This window comes from Kibdelosporangium aridum (assembly GCF_900176515.1).
In the GTDB taxonomy this organism is placed as follows: Bacteria; Actinomycetota; Actinomycetes; order Mycobacteriales; family Pseudonocardiaceae; genus Kibdelosporangium; species Kibdelosporangium aridum.
Window position 1 is genome coordinate 17,597 of the sequence record NZ_FWXV01000017.1, and the last position, 16,696, is coordinate 34,292.

General features: G+C 66.4%; 15 protein-coding genes. 6 read left to right on the plus strand and 9 right to left on the minus strand.

What is annotated here, in order from left to right:
- Positions 1-54: 54 nt before the first annotated feature.
- Positions 55-492: a PPOX class F420-dependent oxidoreductase gene (locus B9C43_RS50835; protein ID WP_033390402.1), complete on the plus strand. Its 438-nt coding sequence runs from the start codon at positions 55-57 to the stop codon at positions 490-492.
- Here B9C43_RS50835 and B9C43_RS56310 read toward each other — a convergent pair.
- Positions 489-1,265 (minus strand): LppU/SCO3897 family protein, encoded by a 777-nt coding sequence (locus B9C43_RS56310; RefSeq protein WP_143447188.1) that lies wholly within the window; start codon positions 1,263-1,265, stop codon positions 489-491. The two genes, B9C43_RS50835 and B9C43_RS56310, sit on opposite strands and share 4 nt — an antisense overlap.
- A 144-nt stretch (positions 1,266-1,409) precedes the next feature.
- Between B9C43_RS56310 and B9C43_RS50845 the strand changes: the two genes are divergently transcribed.
- Both B9C43_RS50845 and B9C43_RS50850 read left to right on the plus strand, forming a co-directional pair.
- Positions 1,410-3,071: a DNA repair helicase XPB gene (locus tag B9C43_RS50845; RefSeq protein WP_033390401.1), complete on the plus strand. Its 1,662-nt coding sequence runs from the start codon at positions 1,410-1,412 to the stop codon at positions 3,069-3,071.
- A gap of 65 nt (positions 3,072-3,136) precedes the next feature.
- On the plus strand, positions 3,137-3,706 hold the full coding sequence (locus B9C43_RS50850) for a DUF4253 domain-containing protein (protein ID WP_033390396.1): 570 nt from the start codon (positions 3,137-3,139) through the stop codon (positions 3,704-3,706).
- A gap of 494 nt (positions 3,707-4,200) precedes the next feature.
- Here B9C43_RS50850 and B9C43_RS50855 read toward each other — a convergent pair whose 3' ends face one another.
- Entirely contained in the window at positions 4,201-5,229 is a 1,029-nt protein-coding gene (locus tag B9C43_RS50855; protein ID WP_084434468.1) for an ABC transporter substrate-binding protein, read from the minus strand.
- 146 nt (positions 5,230-5,375) lie between these two features.
- Between B9C43_RS50855 and B9C43_RS57230 the strand changes: the two genes are divergently transcribed.
- Positions 5,376-5,537, plus strand: coding sequence for a hypothetical protein (locus B9C43_RS57230; protein ID WP_160097323.1), 162 nt, complete (start codon positions 5,376-5,378; stop codon positions 5,535-5,537).
- Between the two features lie 408 nt (positions 5,538-5,945).
- Here the strand turns inward: B9C43_RS57230 and B9C43_RS50865 are convergent, their stop codons facing one another.
- The 7 genes from B9C43_RS50865 to B9C43_RS50895 all read right to left on the minus strand — a co-directional run bounded on the left by B9C43_RS50865 (position 5,946) and on the right by B9C43_RS50895 (position 12,402).
- Positions 5,946-6,827, minus strand: a complete 882-nt coding sequence (locus B9C43_RS50865; RefSeq protein WP_033390393.1) for an ABC transporter ATP-binding protein — start codon at positions 6,825-6,827, stop codon at positions 5,946-5,948.
- Between the two features lie 6 nt (positions 6,828-6,833).
- Complete coding sequence (locus tag B9C43_RS50870) at positions 6,834-7,646, minus strand: ABC transporter permease (RefSeq protein ID WP_084434470.1); 813 nt, start codon at positions 7,644-7,646, stop codon at positions 6,834-6,836.
- Positions 7,643-8,440 carry an ABC transporter permease gene (locus tag B9C43_RS50875; protein WP_200826080.1) on the minus strand — a complete coding sequence of 266 codons (798 nt, stop codon included), beginning with the start codon at positions 8,438-8,440 and terminating at the stop codon, positions 7,643-7,645. The genes B9C43_RS50870 and B9C43_RS50875 overlap by 4 nt, the downstream gene beginning before the upstream one ends.
- Before the next feature lie 331 nt (positions 8,441-8,771).
- Entirely contained in the window at positions 8,772-9,794 is a 1,023-nt protein-coding gene (locus tag B9C43_RS50880) for an ABC transporter substrate-binding protein (protein WP_084434471.1), read from the minus strand.
- 207 nt (positions 9,795-10,001) lie between these two features.
- Positions 10,002-10,763, minus strand: a complete 762-nt coding sequence (locus B9C43_RS50885; RefSeq protein WP_084434472.1) for an ABC transporter permease — start codon at positions 10,761-10,763, stop codon at positions 10,002-10,004.
- Entirely contained in the window at positions 10,760-11,461 is a 702-nt protein-coding gene (locus B9C43_RS50890; protein WP_407657183.1) for an ABC transporter permease, read from the minus strand. The genes B9C43_RS50885 and B9C43_RS50890 overlap by 4 nt, the downstream gene beginning before the upstream one ends.
- An 8-nt stretch (positions 11,462-11,469) precedes the next feature.
- Complete coding sequence (locus B9C43_RS50895; protein WP_235039316.1) at positions 11,470-12,402, minus strand: ABC transporter substrate-binding protein; 933 nt, start codon at positions 12,400-12,402, stop codon at positions 11,470-11,472.
- Positions 12,403-13,065: 663 nt separating this feature from the next.
- Between B9C43_RS50895 and B9C43_RS50900 the strand changes: the two genes are divergently transcribed.
- Together B9C43_RS50900 and B9C43_RS50905 are read left to right on the plus strand one after the other, a co-directional pair.
- Positions 13,066-16,269 (plus strand): sensor histidine kinase, encoded by a 3,204-nt coding sequence (locus B9C43_RS50900; protein WP_235039317.1) that lies wholly within the window; start codon positions 13,066-13,068, stop codon positions 16,267-16,269.
- Positions 16,266-16,691, plus strand: a complete 426-nt coding sequence (locus B9C43_RS50905; RefSeq protein WP_033390388.1) for a roadblock/LC7 domain-containing protein — start codon at positions 16,266-16,268, stop codon at positions 16,689-16,691. The genes B9C43_RS50900 and B9C43_RS50905 overlap by 4 nt, the downstream gene beginning before the upstream one ends.
- The last annotated feature ends 5 nt before the right edge of the window (positions 16,692-16,696 follow it).

Consider the following 16,696-nt stretch of genomic DNA (forward strand, 5'->3'; position numbering starts at 1 on the left):
GCTTCGTGACGTGCCGAAATGTGTCGTGCGGCGCGGTGCGTCATTGTGATCGCTATGTACAACATGTCACGGGAACAGTGGTGGGAATTCGCATCGGCGGGCACCCGCACCGGCAAGCTCGCCACCGTCCGGGCCAACGGCGCGGCCCATGTGGCCCCGATCTGGTTTCTGCTCAACGAGCAGGACGGCTACGACGAGATCATCTTCAACACCGGCGCGGAGTCGCTGAAGGGCAAGGCACTCCGGCGGGACCCGCGCTTCTCGCTGTGCGTCGACGACCAGCAGCCGCCGTACTCGTACGTGGTCTTCCACGCGGAGGCCGCGATCGTGGACGATCTGGACGAGTCACTGATCTGGGCGACCAAGATCGCGGCTCGCTACATGGGTGAGGACAAGGCCGAGGCATACGGCAAACGCAACGCGGTGCCTGAGGAACTGTTGATCCGTGCGCGGATAACCAAGGTCATCGCGCACGGAAACGTCGCCGACTAGGTCTTGGCGATACAGAGGGTCGTGGCCGGCTCCGAGTAGACAGCTGCCACATTTCCCCTGGCGCAAGCCGATTTGTCGGCCGTGCCGGTCACGACCTTGACCACTTTGTACGGTGCGGACGGGCCACACGGGACACGCTCGTCGGTCTGGTTGAGCCCGCTGGCCGAGATCTTGAAGCAGTCGCCTTCCTTGGCGTTGAGCATCAGGCAGAGCTTCATCGTGTCCCGGCGGCTGCGCCTGGTCCACTCCGTGTAGTCGCCCTTGGGGCACGCGTCGGACGAGCTGTCCAGCTTCTTGGCGACCTTGTACACGGCTTCCTGGCTGCCGCATTCGGCCTTCTCGGCCTCCGCGCTGGACGCCGAAACGACCTTGATGCAGTCACCAGCCTCGGCCGATGCCGCGCCCGTACCCCAGTTGATGATCCCGAAGATGATCAGTCCGACCACACCGAGCGCCACGACGCCGAGGACGACCTTCGAGCGCGGGTTCTTCTGCGGCATCGGCGGCGGCAGGTTCGGTGGTGGGAATCCGGCCGGCGGCGGTGGGTATCCGCCTGCGGGAGGTTGGGGGTATCCGCCTGCAGGGGGCGGCGGGTACTGCTGCTGTGGAAAGCCGCCCGCGGGCGACTGCGGGTACGGCTGCTGCGGGAAACCACCGGACGGCGGCGGGTAGCCGGGCTGCTGCTGCGGGTACTGGGGCGGCGGCTGCTGCGGGTAGGGCGGTGGGTAGCCACCCTGTTGCGGTGGATAGTTCCCCTGCGGTGGATAGGTCATCGGGTCCCCAGCTTGATCGGGTTGAGACGGGGTCACGCTACCTCTCGGAAGGCTGTCATCAGGCCGGAATGGCCGGGATTTTTGCGAGCGCTCGCCGTGTTGGCACACTGGGGAGATCCTGCGGATGAGGAGTTGTACTACACAGTGACCGACGGCCCGCTGATCGTGCAGTCCGACAAGACGCTGCTGCTCGAAGTCGATCATCCACTGTCCGACGAGGCTCGGATGGCCATCGCGCCGTTCGCCGAGCTGGAACGTGCCCCCGAGCACGTGCACACCTATCGGGTGACGCCGCTGGCGCTGTGGAACGCCCGCGCCGCCGGGCACGACGCCGAACAGGTCGTCGACGCCCTGTCGCGGTACTCGCGCTATCCCGTGCCGCAGCCGTTGCTGATCGACGTCGTGGACACGATGAGCCGGTTCGGCAGGCTGCAGTTGCTGCACAACCCGGCGCACGGCCTGGTGATGAACGCCCTCGACCGCGCGGTGCTCGAAGAGGTGCTGCGGAACAAAAAGGTCGCTCCGATGCTCGGCGCGCGGATCGACGACGACACGGTCGTCGTGCACGCGAGCGAGCGTGGACGGCTCAAGCAGGTCCTGCTCAAGGTCGGCTGGCCGGCCGAGGACCTGGCGGGCTATGTCGACGGTGAGGCGCACCCCATCGCCCTTGACGAGAACGGCTGGCAACTGCGCGACTACCAGCGCACCGCTGCCCAGACGTTCTGGGCAGGCGGCTCGGGCGTCGTCGTATTGCCTTGTGGCGCAGGTAAAACTCTCGTCGGTGCGGCCGCGATGGCCGAGGCGCAGGCGACGACGCTGATCCTGGTGACGAACACGGTCGCCGGGCGGCAGTGGAAGCGTGAACTCATCGCGCGCACGTCGCTGACCGAGGACGAGATCGGCGAGTATTCCGGTGAGCGCAAGGAAATCCGCCCGGTCACCATCGCGACGTACCAGGTGATCACGCGCAAGACCAAGGGCGAATACCGGCACCTTGAGCTGTTCGACTCCCGTGACTGGGGCCTGATCGTGTACGACGAGGTCCACCTGCTGCCCGCGCCGGTCTTCCGGATGACCGCGGACCTGCAGTCCCGTCGCCGCCTCGGCCTCACCGCGACCCTCGTGCGCGAGGACGGCCGGGAAGGCGACGTCTTCTCGCTGATCGGCCCGAAGCGTTACGACGTGCCCTGGCGTGACATCGAGGCACAAGGCTGGATCGCCCCGGCCGAGTGCACCGAGGTGCGCGTGACGCTGACCGATGCGGAGCGCCTGAAGTACGCGACGGCCGAGCCGGAGGAGCGCTACAAGATCTGCTCGACGGCTCGGACCAAACTGCCGGTGGTCCGCAGCATCCTGGAGAAGCACCCGGGCGAGCCCGCACTGGTGATCGGTGCGTACCTGGACCAGCTGGACGAACTGGGCGCGGAGTTGAACGCCCCGATCGTCCAGGGTTCGACGAAGAACAAGGAACGCGAAGCCTTGTTCGACGCGTTCCGCAACGGCGAACTGCCCACCCTGGTGGTCTCGAAGGTCGCGAACTTCTCCATCGACCTGCCCGAGGCCTCGGTGGCCGTGCAGGTGTCCGGCACGTTCGGGTCGCGCCAGGAGGAGGCGCAGCGCCTCGGCAGGCTGTTGCGGCCGAAGGCCGACGGGCGCCAAGCGCACTTCTACTCGGTGGTCTCCCGCGACACACTGGACACCGAATACGCGGCTCATCGGCAGCGCTTCCTGGCCGAACAGGGATACGCGTACACGATCGTGGACGCCGACGACCTGCTGGGACCCCCGGTGCCAGAGATCGGCTGAATCAGATTGTCGGACCCCTCCGCTACGGTTATATTCGAACACACGTTCGAGGCGAGGGGTTCGCTATGACGGCTATGACGATCGCACCGGCGGCGCTGGGCAGCTGGCACGGTGAGATCTGGTTGACCGACGCGGTGCTGACCGACCCGCACGCGTACCTCGACCGGGTCGCGGAGTACTCGCGGACCCGGTTGTGGCCGGTGCTCGTGCCAGCGGGCGGCCTCGGCATCCCACCCGAGGTCAACTTCGTGCCCGAGTCGGCCCGTCGCGCAGTCGACCGGCACGACCCGCAGGCCGAGGCAGGCATCACCGGCGCGGTGATGCTCGCCAACAAGCGCCCCGCCTACCGCCTCGGTTTAGTGGAAGCCAGCCGCCCGGCCGACGTGCCCGCGCGCCTTGGCAGGCCAGGGATTTCGGCGATCCTGCGCAGCTGGGAAGACCGCTTCGGCGCGACCCTGGTGATGCTCGGAGCGCGCGAGATGATGCTGTCGGTGTCCGCCCCGCCAACCGAACTGCACCACGCCCTGGTGATCGCCAACGAACACCGGTCGTTCTGCCCCCGCATCCCCGGCACACTGCCGCAGCTGTCGCGCGGCCTGATCCGCTTGCGCCGCTGGCACTTCCGCTGGCGCTGACAAACCTCGTGGGTGGCTGGGCAACCCTTGGCCGGTGCCTTGCCCGCCACCCACGGGCCAACGGTTGATCTGTCGTTCGGCGGCGGGTTGTCGGGCAGCAGCTCATGGACTGGCGCAGCCTTTATCGGCCCGTTCAGGGGACCGGTGGTGGCTTGGTCGGTCGCCCAACGGCAACGCTGCCCTGCGCGGCGACCGCCCATCGGCGGCGTTTGCCGGGCGGTTCATGGATGGGCGGGGCCTTGTCCGGTGCTTTTTCTGGCCGCGGCGGCTTGTCCGGCAGCTCACGGACTGCGCAACCGGGCCAGCACTGGATGCGGATCCGTCGTCAGCTCGGCAGGCTTTATTGGTCCCGCTCCTCATGGGACCGGCGGCGGCTTGGTCGGCCCCCCGAGGGCGTTGCTTTGCGCGGTGGGTCGAGCGTGGCCTGTGCGACCAGCCCGATGATGACCTGACCGGCGGTCTGTCTCATATGGACATACCGCCGGTCGCGGGTCTCAGCTGGCTGGTGGGGTGAAGATCATCGAGTCGATGTTGATGTTCGCGTTGGCGGGCAACATGTTGTACTGCTTCATCAGGTCAACGGTTCGCTGCAGGCGGGTGCGGTCCACACTGGTTGGGAATGTGCCGATGCGCACGAGTTGCGCCACTTGCTTCTCCAGCCTGGCGTACTGGACCACCGCTTCTTCCACCACGGTTCGGTCGCGGGCCACTTCGCTGGCCTTCACCAGTGCGCGGCGGAATGCTTCGGTCGTCTTCGGGTTTTCGGCGACGAACTTGGACATCCCGGTGTAGCCGGAGATCGGGAAGTTCGAGGTCGGGCCCTGTGAGGTGTCCAGGATCGGCACTGCTCCGATCGCACGGGCGGCCTGCGTGACGTACGGCTCGAGGATCACCGCGGCGTCGATCTGCTTGTTGTCCAGCCTGGCCTGCATGTCCGGGAAGGGGAACTCGACCCAGGTCACCGTCGAGTGGTTCACGCCCGCGGTCTCCATGGCGGACTTGGCCAGCAGGTCCGTGATGCTGTTCTTCGTGTTCGTCGCGATCTTCTTGCCTTCAAGATCCTTCGGGGTCTTGATGGTCGAGTCGCGGCCCACCATGATCACGAAGATGTTCTCGGCCGTCTGGTAGCTGTCGGCGACGAACTTGAAGTCACCGGTGCCCTTCGCCTGCGCCTGGAACACCGGAACGTATGCGCCGTAAGTGAATTGCAGCTCGCCGTTGATCAGTTTCGGGATCGCGGTCGCGGCACCGGTGACTGTCTCCAGCTTGACGTCGAGGCCCTGTTCCTTGAAGAAGCCCTTCTGCGCCGCGATGTGGATCGGTGCCGAGTCGATGATCGGCATGGCCCCGACGGTGATCTGGGTACGTTCGAGCTGACCGTTGCTGCCGCCACCGCTGCCACCGTCGTTGCTCGATCCGCCGAGAAGTCCGCAGCCGCTCAGCGCCGCGAGCAGGCTCGCGGTTCCCAGGACGCTGATCGCGGCGCGGCGACTATGAACAGACCTACTGCCTCTTCCAAGCATGTGATGCCTTATCTGGGAGTGAGGATCTGGAACAGATGAGACACGAGTGACACGATCTGACACTGCCCCGTACGCGATCAGTCACCTAACGTGTTTCTGTGCGGTGTTTTATACACCATCGGGCCGAGCATTCCCAGAAGATGATCGTGAGTACTCTTCACGAAGTCATCAGGGATCTGCTCCCTGCCTTCCGGCTGGCGACGATCTTGGGCAATCAAGGCACCGCTGAAGTGCCATTTCGCGTGATCTGCGCCCTCGGCTTGCAGGAATCTGCAGTCGTCGCCATGGTCGAGGGTACGCGCAGGTAGGAAGCATCACCGGGGCCGCCGAAGATTGTCCTCGCGGGAGGAACAAATATGATCATTACTCCCTGAGGAGCCATTTTCCGGTGCCACGAACGCGGCGATTTTCCCAAGGCCGTACGTCAAATGGAGCATTAAGTTCAGTCAAGGACCTTGTGGCCAGCCTGGATGCTGGCAGACGCCCGGCGATCGCCAGTGCGTAGAGCCCATACGACCTCGTTCTCGTCCTCGGCGCGCCCGCATTAACACATCACGTGTACCGCGGCCGATCGGTTCAGTCATTGCCGAAACCGTTGCCGATACGCATTCTGACCGAAGTGGACGGTGTGAAGGTGCCGGGGGACCGATGAGACAGTCCTTTATGGACGACCGGCACCGCCGTCGCGCGTGCCGGTCATCAAACCCGATGTTGAACTAGTGGCTGGTCTGCCGGGCCTGCTCGCGCTCGGCCTCGAGGAAGCGCTGAGCGGCGGCCTGGTCGTCGGCCGATGACGGAGTCGGCCGCTTGACCGGCTCCGGCTCAGCGGCCGGCTGGTTGTGCAGCAGCCGGGCGACCTCGCCGCGCAGTGCGACGAAGTTCTTCGACTCACGGGTGGTGATCTGGTCGCGCTGGGCAGGCAGATCCACTGTCAAGTCAGCCACGATCGACGCGGGCGACTTGGACAGCACCAGCACGCGGTCACCGAGGTACACGCTCTCGTCGATGTCATGCGTGACAAGCAGAACCGTGCTCTCGTGCTCGTGGCGCACGCGCAGCAGCAGGTCCTCCAGTTCGAACCTGGTCTGTGCGTCGACCGACGCGAACGGCTCGTCCATCAGCAGCAACGACGGCTGGCACGCCAACGCACGCGCGATCGACACGCGCTGCTGCATACCGCCCGAAAGCTGCCACGGGTACTTCGCACCCGCGCCGGACAGGCCCACCCACTCCAACGCTTCCGCGGCACGCTTGCGGCGGTCGGCCCGCGAGACACCGCGTGAACGCAATGGGAATTCGACGTTGCCGCGCACCGAAAGCCACGGGAACAGCGAGCGGCTGTAGTCCTGGAACACCACGGCCAGGTCCTCTGGCGTGCGGTCGATCTTGTCGCCGTGCAACGACACCGTGCCCGCGGAGGGCTTGATCAGCCCGGCGATGCAGCGCAGCAGCGTCGACTTGCCGCAGCCCGACGGGCCCACGATGCACGCGAGCTCGCCAGTGGCCACTTCGAAGGTGAGGTTCTGCACCGCGGTGTGCGCGGTCGGCCCGGAGCCGTACGTGTGCCGAAGACCGGCAACTTCCAGCATTGGCGTCATAAAAGTTCAGCCTCCGGCCTTAACGGTACTCGGTTGCGTGTTTCGGGTGGGTTGCCAGGAGAGCACGCGCCGCTCCACCGCCAGCAACAAGCTGTTCAGTGCGTAACCGAGCACGCCGAGCAGCAGGATGATCGCCCACATGTCGGTGTACTCGTACTGCCGCTGTGCGTCGACGAGCTGGGTGCCCATGCCGGTGGCCGCGCCGACCAGCTCGGAGATCACCATCAACACCAAGGACAACGACAGTGAGACCCGCAGGCCGGCGAAGATCTTCGGCAGCGCGGCAGGCAGCACGACCATGAAGATCCATTGACCGCGCGGGATCCGGAACGACCGCGCGGTATCGGTCTTCACCGCGTCGACCGAGCGGGCACCGTCCACCGAGTTGAGCAGGATCGGCCAGAGCGCCCCGAACGCGATCAACGCGATCTTCTGCGGCGACTCGATCCCGAAGATCACCATGAAGAACGGCAGCAGCAGCACCGGCGGGATGGACCGCAGGAACGCGAACAGCGGGCCGAAGTAGTCGACGCCGTGCTTGGAGCGGCCGAGCGCGATGCCCAGCGTGATCCCGACGACCGCGGCGCCGAGCCAGCCGGTCAGCAGCCTGCCGAGACTCGGCAGGATGTGCGTGAACACGTTGTCGTGCAAGCCGAGTTGCGACGCGGGCCCGCCGAACCACAGCTCGGCACCCGCCTGCACGATCGACACCGGGGTGGGGAAGAACTTCGACCCGCTGGCCATGGTCAGCAGCTGCCAGACCACCAGAACGCCGACGAACACCACCCAGCGCTGCGCGAAACCCCTCAGGTGCGTCATTTGCCCGCCTCCACGGTGTTCCACTTGAACAGCACCCGCTGCAGCTTCAGGAATCCGCCGTCGAGCAGGTAGCCGATCACGCCGGCCAGGATCGTCACGGCGAGGATCACGTCCTGGCGGCCGGAGCCGCTTGCCCAGTCCAGCGTGAACTTCCCGATCCCGATCACGCCGCCTGCCAGGTACTCGACGCTGATCACCACGATCAGGATGACCGCGCTGGCCAGCCGGACACCAGTGAAGATGAACGGCGCCGCGTGCGGCAGGCCGACGGTGAACATGGTCCGCGCCTTGCCAAGGCCGAACGACCGTGCGGTGTCCAGCAGCAGCGGGTCGATCTCGTCCAGCGCGTAGATCGTGTTGAACAGGATCGGCCAGACCGCGGCGTACACCGCGAGTGTGATCTTGGTTTCCACGCCGGAGCCGAGCATCACGATGATCAGCGGGATGATCGCGACCGACGGGATCGGCCGGAGGAACTCGATGATCACCCTGGTCGCCATCCGCACCGACGGGATGCTGCCGAGGATCAGCCCGAGCGGGACGGCGATCCCGATGGCGATCAGCAGGGCGAGCAACCAGGTCAGCATGGTCGCGACCAGGTCGTCGATGAAGTGGCTGCTGGTCGAGCTCGTGTCGTTCGCGTTGAAGGTCGGCCCGAAGAGCTCGAACATCCGGGGGATGACCGTGGTCGGCGGCGGAATGTAGTCCTGGGGGAACAGCCCGGTGAACGAGCCGAGCTGCCATGCGGCGAGGATGACGACGATCCCCACCAGGCCGCGGAGAAACCGGATCACCCCGGTTCACCGACAGACGAGATCACAGGTGCGGCGTCGAGCGGCGACGCTGCGGAGATGAACACACCGAACTCCATGAGCGGTTGGAAGGCGGGTCACCCGGCGATGCCAGGGGGTCACTGTAGAGACTGGCGACGGTTTTCGACAAATTGCTCACGTTCCGTCAACCCATGACGGTATGGAAATCCGGCCGTTCGGCCTAGCCGCGCAGGAGCAGCGGGTTGCTCCGTCCAGCCGGACACGGTTACTGCGTGCGAGCCATCCTGCTGCCGATGAACAGAAGAAGCCCGGGGATGTGTGATCCCCGGGCTTGACAGACTTCTCGCGCGCATCAGTTCGTTGACGGCTCCAGCAGCATCTTGCTGACGTCCAGACGTTCGCTGATCACCTTGAACTCCAGCATCAGGTCGGCGACCCGCTGCAGCCGGATCGCGTCGGCCCGCTCGGGGTAGTCCGCGATCGTGACCAGCGGAGCAGTCTGCTGGTCGATCTTGACGTGCGTGATCAGGATCGGCTCGAGGACCGTCCGGTCCCTCTTCACGTCGGCGACACCCTTGGCCAGCCCGCGCTGGAACGCGGCGAACGAGTTGGGGTTCGCGCTGGTCACCTTGTCCATCGCGGCCCAGCCGGACATCGAGATGTCGGCCGTCGGGCCGGACGAGACGTCGACGATGGACATCGCGCCGAACTCCTTGGCGGTCCTGGTGAACCACGGCTCGGCGACCACCGCGCCGTCGATGTTGCCCGCCTTCATCGCCGGGCCCATGTCCGGGAAGGTCATCGGGATCCACTGGATCTTGTCGACCGGGATGTTCTGCGCCGACAGCACCGACATCACGCCAAGGTCGGAGATGGACCCTTTGCTGGTCACCGCGATCTTCTTGCCGGCGACGTCCTCAGGCTTCTTGATCGTCGAGTTCGGTGTCGCGACCAGCGCGAGGTGACCTGGTCTCGCCGCGTACGCGTCGGCGACGATCTTCAGGTTCGCCACGCCCTTGGACTGCGCGACGAACGCGCCGGGGTAGCTGGTGAAGGCGATGTCGATCTCACCGGAGATCACGCTCTCCACCGCTTTCGGGCCGCTGGCCAGCACAATCGGCTCCACGTCGAGGCCCTGCTCTTTGAAGTAGCCCTTCTCGACCGCCTGGTACAGCGGGGCGACGTCGACCACAGGTAGCAGACCGACTTTGAGCTTGGGCTTTTCGATCGGCCCGGCTGTTCCCGAGCCGCCACCGCTCGGGTTGTTGGACGAGCCGTTGAGCGCACTGCAGCCGCTGAGCGCGGTCAACAGGGCGACGGCGATGGAGGTGATCGGGATCCACACGCGCGACCGGGTGTCGCCGCGTCTAGGCATTGCCTCTCCTCGAGTTCTTGCTGATGTGAATGTTTCGCAAGGTCGCTCCCCGACGTACCGGCGAGACTCTAGGGCCGACTACTGGTCGGTCACAATGGGTTGCCGACCGGTTTCTCTTCGCCTCAATTGATCGCCCTTTCCGGTCAAAACCCCGAATGGAGTAACCGTCTGCCCGACCTGGCGGCAACTGTTGGCAAACTTCTGGATCTAGCTGATGTTGGAATCTGACTGCCAGTGCAACGCGCTGCGCTCGAGAACCAGCAACAGCGTGTTGAACACGTAGCCGAGCGCGCCGAGTAGCACGACCCACGCCCACATGTCCGGGAAGCTGAACTGGTCTTGGGCGTATCGCAGCTGGTAGCCGATGCCGTTGGTGACGCCGACCATCTCCGAGACGACCATCAGCAGCAGCGCGATCGACAAACTGATTCGCAGCCCGGCGAATATCTTCGGCAATGCCGCCGGTATGACGATCATGAAAAGCCGGAGGTGCGGTGAAATCCGGAATGCCCGCGCGATGTCCGTTTTCACCGGATCGACGGACCGGACTCCGTCGACCGTGTTGAGCAGGACGGGCCACAGCGCGCCGAAAACGATCGTGGCCAGTTTCATGGTCGTGTCGATTCCGAACAAGATCATGAACACCGGGATCAACGCGGGTGGTGGAATCGCCCTGAAGAACGCGAAAAGCGAACCGACGTAAGCCATTCCGGTCTTCGTCAGCCCGAGCGCGGTACCCAGGGTCACGCCGATCGCGACGGCGATCAGCCACCCGCCCAGAATCCGCCCGACACTCGGCAGGATGTCGTGCACGACGGCGTCGGTGAGCAGCAACCGGCCAAGGTGATCCGCGATCGTCGCGGGCGTGGGGAAGAACGGGCTGCGTACGGCGGCGGTGACCAGCTGCCAGACGACCACGATGCCGATGAAGAACGCCCAGTTGCGGGCAAAACTCCGCAGCAGGTTCATGGCTGCCACCGGAAAAGCTTGCGGCCCAAGCGTTCCAGGCCCGCGTTGACCAGGAAGCCGAACACCCCGGCGACCAGGGTCCCGGCCAGTACGAGGTCGAGACGGCCCGCGCCGCTGCTCGCGTTGAGGATGAACGTGCCGATCCCGCGCGGCGCTCCGGCCAGGAATTCCGTGCTGACGATCAGGATCAGCGCGATCGAGCCGGCCAGCCGGATGCCGGTGAACACGAACGGCGCCGCGTGCGGCAGGGCCACGGTCAGCAGGATCCGGGGCCGCCGGAAGCCGAACGACCGCGCGGTGTCCACAAGCAACGGATCGATCTCGGCCATCGAGTAGATCGTGTTGAACAGGATCGGCCAGACCGACGCGTACACGGCCAGTGCGATCTTCGTATCCGATCCGCCGCCCATCGCCACGATGGCCAGCGGGATCAGCGCCACCGAGGGGATCGGGCGGAGGAACTCGATCACCGCGCGGGTCGCCGTGCGCAGCAGCGGCACGCTGCCCAGGACCAGTCCGGCAGGCACGGCGATCGCGATGGCGATCCCCATCGCGATCGCCCACGCCAGCACGCTGGCGATGATGTCGAGCTGGAAACCGCGCTGCCCCAACAGTTCGACCAGCCGGAGCAGCACCACGTGAAAGGGTGGCGAGAACAGGGCCTGCCACAGCGCGGCGAAGACGGCGAGCCCGATCAGCGCCCGCACTAGATCATCGAGGCGACGTCGACACGCTGGTTGATGAACCCGAAGTCGCGCATCAGGTCGGGCACCCGCTGGATCGACGTGATGTCCACCTGGGACTCGAAGGTCAGCAGCTTCGTCGACTTGGCGATCTCCGGCGTGACCTTGGCGAACTCCACCAGCAGCGGCTCGATCTTCGACCGATCCGCCAATGCCTCCTTGGTCGCGCGATCCATCACGCGCTGGAACGCGGCGACGGCCTGGCCGTGTGAGGCCACATAGGCCGCGGTCGCGCCGTACCCGGCGGTGGGCAGGCCGGTGGTCGGTCCGGTCGCGGTGTCGAACAACGGAACGGCGCCGACGGTCTGGATCGCCTGCGTGATGAAGGGTTCGGTGAGGAACGCCGCGTCCACGTCACCGCGCTGCAGCCGCGCCGGTGTGTCCGGGAACGGCATCGTGACCCACTGGATGCTCTGGTAGTCCACGCCGGCCGTCTTCAGCGCGGACATGGTCAACAGGTCCGACATGGTTCCCCGGGCGGTCACCGCCACCCGCTTGCCCGGCAGGTCGGTGATCGACTTGACCGACGACCCCGGCACTGTCACGACCATCGTGCTCGACGGCCCGGCGGACGAACACGCGGCGATGATCTTGATATCGGCGGTGTTCTGGGCTTTGGCCGTGAAGAACGGCGTGTAGCTGCCGTAGGCGATGTCCACTTCGCCGGAGACCATCTTGGCCACCGACGCCGGTCCGCTCGGCGCGACCGACGATTCGATCTTCAGGCCCTCGGCTTCGAAGTAGCCGTTACGCATCGCGAGGTGGAACGGGGCGAGGTCGATCGTCGGCATCACCGAGATCTTGACCGTGGTCGTTCCGGCGGTGCCGGAGTTGTCCGAATCCCCGAGTAATCCGCATCCCGAAAGTGTGAGAACCGCCACCCCGATGATCGACATGCATCCTCGGCCGAATGAGCGACGCCACATATCCGCTCCTCCCAGCGGCGACATCGGTCAGGCCACCGTAGGGACTGCGAAGCCGTTGTGACAATGGGCTACAGACCGTTGCACCTGCGGGATGAATTGCACTCGAATGGCGGAATCCGCCCCTCCGAAGAGGCTATTCCGACACAAAACGATCGTTCCGGTAGCGGTGGTTGCCAGGTGACTGTCCGGCAAACCTCCCCGATAGGCTTACATCAGCGCATAGTTTTCGCTACCTTCTGTGCCCACAGTGAGGTGGAGCGCCACCGATGTAGGGAGGAGGCTGCCCGGGTGCCGGGCCGATGGCATCGAGCCGTCGTACCGACAGCCGAGAAGTCTCGAGGGGAACACCGTGGCCGCCGAGGACGACCCAGGTCGGGATGGGTTGACCTAGGTGGCCTTGGGCCGCGATGCTTCGCGCCGGACGGTTTTTGGCATGCCCGGCTCGAGGCTGAGTGGATTGGCTGCCGCGAGCCGAAGCGACAGGTTGTGAGGACTGGAGCTATGTGACCTGACGTTCGGTGTCGAACGAGACACGTGTCTCGTTCGCTGTCCTACTCATTGCGGTAAATCGTCCGTTCGAGCTGGCCTTCCGGGTACCGGGCTACTGGCTCAAACGCAGGGAGTGTGCTGGGAGTGCCCGACCAGAACGCTGGGGTCGCAGGTAGCTCGGGGTTCGGCCGCCAGGCGGTGATGCCAGGCGGCGAGCCGGCCGACATAGGTGCCAGGCCCCAAGGGACTCGCGCGCCCGGCGGCAAGACCGCCCGCGCCGGGTCGCCATGGCGCATGCGCAACTGGAGGTTGCGCACCAAGGTCCTCGCCGTGCTCATCATCCCGACCTTGACAGCTCTCGCGCTCGGTGGCCTGCGTGCGCAGGAAGACCTTGAGCGCGCCGAAGCCTTCCGCCAGACGGTCAACCAGGTGGATCTGGCCAACAACGTCACCAAGGTCGTGCATGAGCTGCAGAAGGAACGCACGCTCGCGGTCGACAACGTGGCGGCGGACCGCAACGCGGCAAGAGCCGAGCTGGACGGTCAGATCAACACGGTGAACAACGCCAGGCAGCAGCTCAGCGAAGCCGCCCAGCGCGTGAACACCGACGACGAGGGTGCGCTCGAGCGCTACAACCGCGGTCTGCAGCGGTTGGCGGGTCTCGACGCGCTGCGCCAGGCGGCCAAGGAGACCGAGTACCCGCACATCGCGGTGAAGGCGGCGTACACCTCGATCATCGAGGCGCTCGTCCAGCTGGGCCGTGAGGTCAACACCGCGGTCACCGACCGGGACCTGCTGCGTCAGGCCACCACGGTGCAGGGTCTCTCGGAGACCAAGGAATTCGCCTCGCAGGAGAACGCGGCACTGCAGATCGCGGCCACGGTGAACAGCTTCCCGTCCGGCCTGCTCGAGGAGGCACGCGCCGCGGAAGCGAGCTTCCAGGCCGCGCAGGCCTCGTTCCGGGCCAACGCGACCCCGCAGGAACTGCAGTTCTACTCCGACACCGTGTCCGGCCCCGAGGTCGACGACCGGGAGCGGATCAAGTCGACGGCCTTCAACAAGGCCGACAACAACCAGGGTCTGGGCATCGACAAGGCCGCGCTGGTCAGGGACGGCACGGTGACCGTCGACAAGTTGCGCACGGTCGAGGAGAACCTGCTGACCAACCTGCGCAACAGTGCCGACGTGCTGGCCACCGCGCGGACCAACTCGGCGTGGACCAACGCGGCCATCGTGCTCGCGCTGCTGATCGCCGCGCTGATCCTGATGGCCCTGGTCACCCGCTCGATCCTGAAGCCGCTGCGGGTGCTGCGGACCAACGCCCTCGACGTGGCCTACACCAGGCTGCCGGAGACGGTGCAGCGCATCCTGGCCGACCCGGACCCGGTCGCGGCGTCCAAGCACGCGGTCGAGCCGATGCCGGTGTTCACGCGTGAGGAGACCGGTGAAGTCGCCCGGTCCTTCGACGCGGTGCACGAACAGGCCGTCCGAATGGCGGCCGAGCAGGCGTTGTTGCGCGACAACGTCAACTCGATCTTCGTCAACCTGTCCCGCCGTTCGCAGGCGCTGGTGGAACGCCAGCTGAACCTGATCGACCGGCTCGAGCAGGACGAGCAGGACCCCGACCAGCTGGCCAGCCTGTTCGAGCTGGACCACCTGGCAACCCGGATGCGGCGTAACTCCGAAAGCCTGCTGGTGCTCTCGGGCACCGGTCTTTCCCGCCAGCTGACGCGGCCCGTGCCCGCGGCTGACGTGGTCGGTGCCGCCGTGTCCGAGGTCGAGCAGTACGCCCGCATCGAGGTGCTCTCCGCGCCCGAGGTGGCCGTCCAGGGCCGCGCGGTCAACGACCTCGTGCACCTGATCGCCGAACTGCTGGACAACGCGACTTCGTTCTCCGAGCCGGAGAAGAAGGTCACCGTCCGGATGGCCGCCACCCGCAAGAAGGAGCTGGCCATCCAGATCACCGACCAGGGTGTCGGTATGTCGGCCGACGAGATCGAGGCGGCCAACCGCCGCCTGGCCGACCCGCCGGACATGGACGTGTCGGTGACCCGGCGAATGGGCCTCTACGTGGTCGCGCGCCTGGCGCAGCGGCACAACATCCAGGTCCGGCTGCGCGACAACGAGGACATCGACGGCGGTCTGATCGCCCGGATCATCGTCCCCGCGTCGCTGATCCAGTCCTCGCGTGGCGTGCAGGCCACGAACCTGACCCCGACCGGTGGTATCCCGACCCTGGCGCCGCCCGTTGAGACCACCATGGGTGGCACGCCGACGGGCACGCTGAGCGGCACCGGGACGATGGGCGGGCAGCGCACGCCGCCGCCTGCGTCCAGGCCGGGCGGCGGGATCGCCAACGCGTTCACCGGCAGCCTGCCCAGGGTCGGCCGTGAGGGTGGCCCGGAGGACTCGGACCCGAACCTCACGTCGATGCCGTCGTACCCGCCGCCCGCATACCCGCCGGCGACGGAGAACGCGACCAACGGCAGCATGCCCGCCACCGGCGGGTGGGCGCCGGACCGCCTCGACCAGCCGCCCCACCAGCCGGGGCACGACGAGTCGACCGCATACGCCCAGCCGCTCCAGCAGGAGCAGCCGGAGCAGCACGCGACGACGTCGCTGTTCGGTGACGCCTTCGCCGCGGAGAAAGCCGCACGGGAAGCCGCGAACCCGAGGCCGACGCCACCGCCCCAGCCGGTGAACCAGGACCTCGACGCGCCGACCGAGCGACTGCCGATCTACGAGGCCGTGCTGTCCCAGTGGTTCGAGGAGGGCGACAGCGAGAAGCGCGCCCCGGCGTCCGAGCGTGGCCGCTCGACGGCGCCCGCCGCTGAGACGTCGCTACCGCGCCGGGAGCCCGGCAACGCGACGCCGCCGCCTCCGCCGCCAGCACACGTGGAAGCAATGAACGGCGATTCACCACACGTTGAGCAGCACGCCGAGCCGGAGCCGGTCGCACACGCCGAACCGCAGCCCGCGCCGCAACCAGAGCCGGAGCCCCAGCCCGAGCCGACCCCGGCGCAGTCCGCCTGGCAGTCGCCGGGTGACGAGGGCTGGCAGGCCGCACAGGCACTGACCAAGAAAGCGCCTGAGGTGGTCACCTCCGCCGGTTTGCCCAAGCGGGTACCGAAGGCGCAGCTGATCCCTGGATCGGCGCCGTCAAGACCAGCATCGCCGCAGCAGCAGGCGCAGCGCGCGCCGGCGTTGCCACCACGTTCGGCAGACGCGGTCCGAGGCCGCATGTCGAGCTTCCAGCAAGGCATCCGCCGAGGCAGGCACGCGATGGCCGAGTCTTACGCTGGTGACCAGGATTCAGTCGAGAGCCGTCAAGACGAGGAGCAGGAGTGACGACCGCGACGACTAACCAGCCAGGCAGTTTCGGCTGGCTCATCACCGATTTCGTTCGGCAGGTGCCCGGAGTCGCGCACGCGGTGGTGGTTTCGGCAGACGGCCTGCTGTTGGCCGGGTCCCAGGGCTTGCCCCGCGACCGTGCCGAACAGCTTTCCGCGGTGGCGTCCGGCCTGGTGAGCCTCACCCAGGGCGCCGCGAGGTGCTTCGAGGCAGGCGGGGTCAACCAGACCGTCGTCGAGATGGACAGGGGATATCTCTTCCTCATGTCGATCTCGGATGGGTCTTGTCTCGCCGTGCTCGCAGCACCGAACTGCGACATAGGCTTGGTCGCCTACGAGATGACGCTTCTGGTCGAGCGAGTCGGCCAGCAGATGACGCCCGAACTACGGGCGCAGCTGCAAGGCGCGCAGCGAAGATAAGCCGG

Bases quoted from the DNA above. Each gene is read 5' to 3' on its own strand.
- B9C43_RS50850 (WP_033390396.1), top strand. From the start codon at position 3,137: ATGACGGCTATGACGATCGCACCGGCGGCGCTGGGCAGCTGGCACGGT.
- B9C43_RS50870 (WP_084434470.1), bottom strand. From the start codon at position 7,646: ATGACGCACCTGAGGGGTTTCGCGCAGCGCTGGGTGGTGTTCGTCGGC.
- B9C43_RS50880 (WP_084434471.1), bottom strand. From the start codon at position 9,794: ATGCCTAGACGCGGCGACACCCGGTCGCGCGTGTGGATCCCGATCACC.
- B9C43_RS50885 (WP_084434472.1), bottom strand. From the start codon at position 10,763: ATGAACCTGCTGCGGAGTTTTGCCCGCAACTGGGCGTTCTTCATCGGC.
- B9C43_RS50835 (WP_033390402.1), top strand. From the start codon at position 55: ATGTACAACATGTCACGGGAACAGTGGTGGGAATTCGCATCGGCGGGC.
- B9C43_RS56310 (WP_143447188.1), bottom strand. From the start codon at position 1,265: ATGACCTATCCACCGCAGGGGAACTATCCACCGCAACAGGGTGGCTAC.
- B9C43_RS50865 (WP_033390393.1), bottom strand. From the start codon at position 6,827: ATGACGCCAATGCTGGAAGTTGCCGGTCTTCGGCACACGTACGGCTCC.
- B9C43_RS50855 (WP_084434468.1), bottom strand. From the start codon at position 5,229: ATGCTTGGAAGAGGCAGTAGGTCTGTTCATAGTCGCCGCGCCGCGATC.
- B9C43_RS50895 (WP_235039316.1), bottom strand. From the start codon at position 12,402: ATGTCGATCATCGGGGTGGCGGTTCTCACACTTTCGGGATGCGGATTA.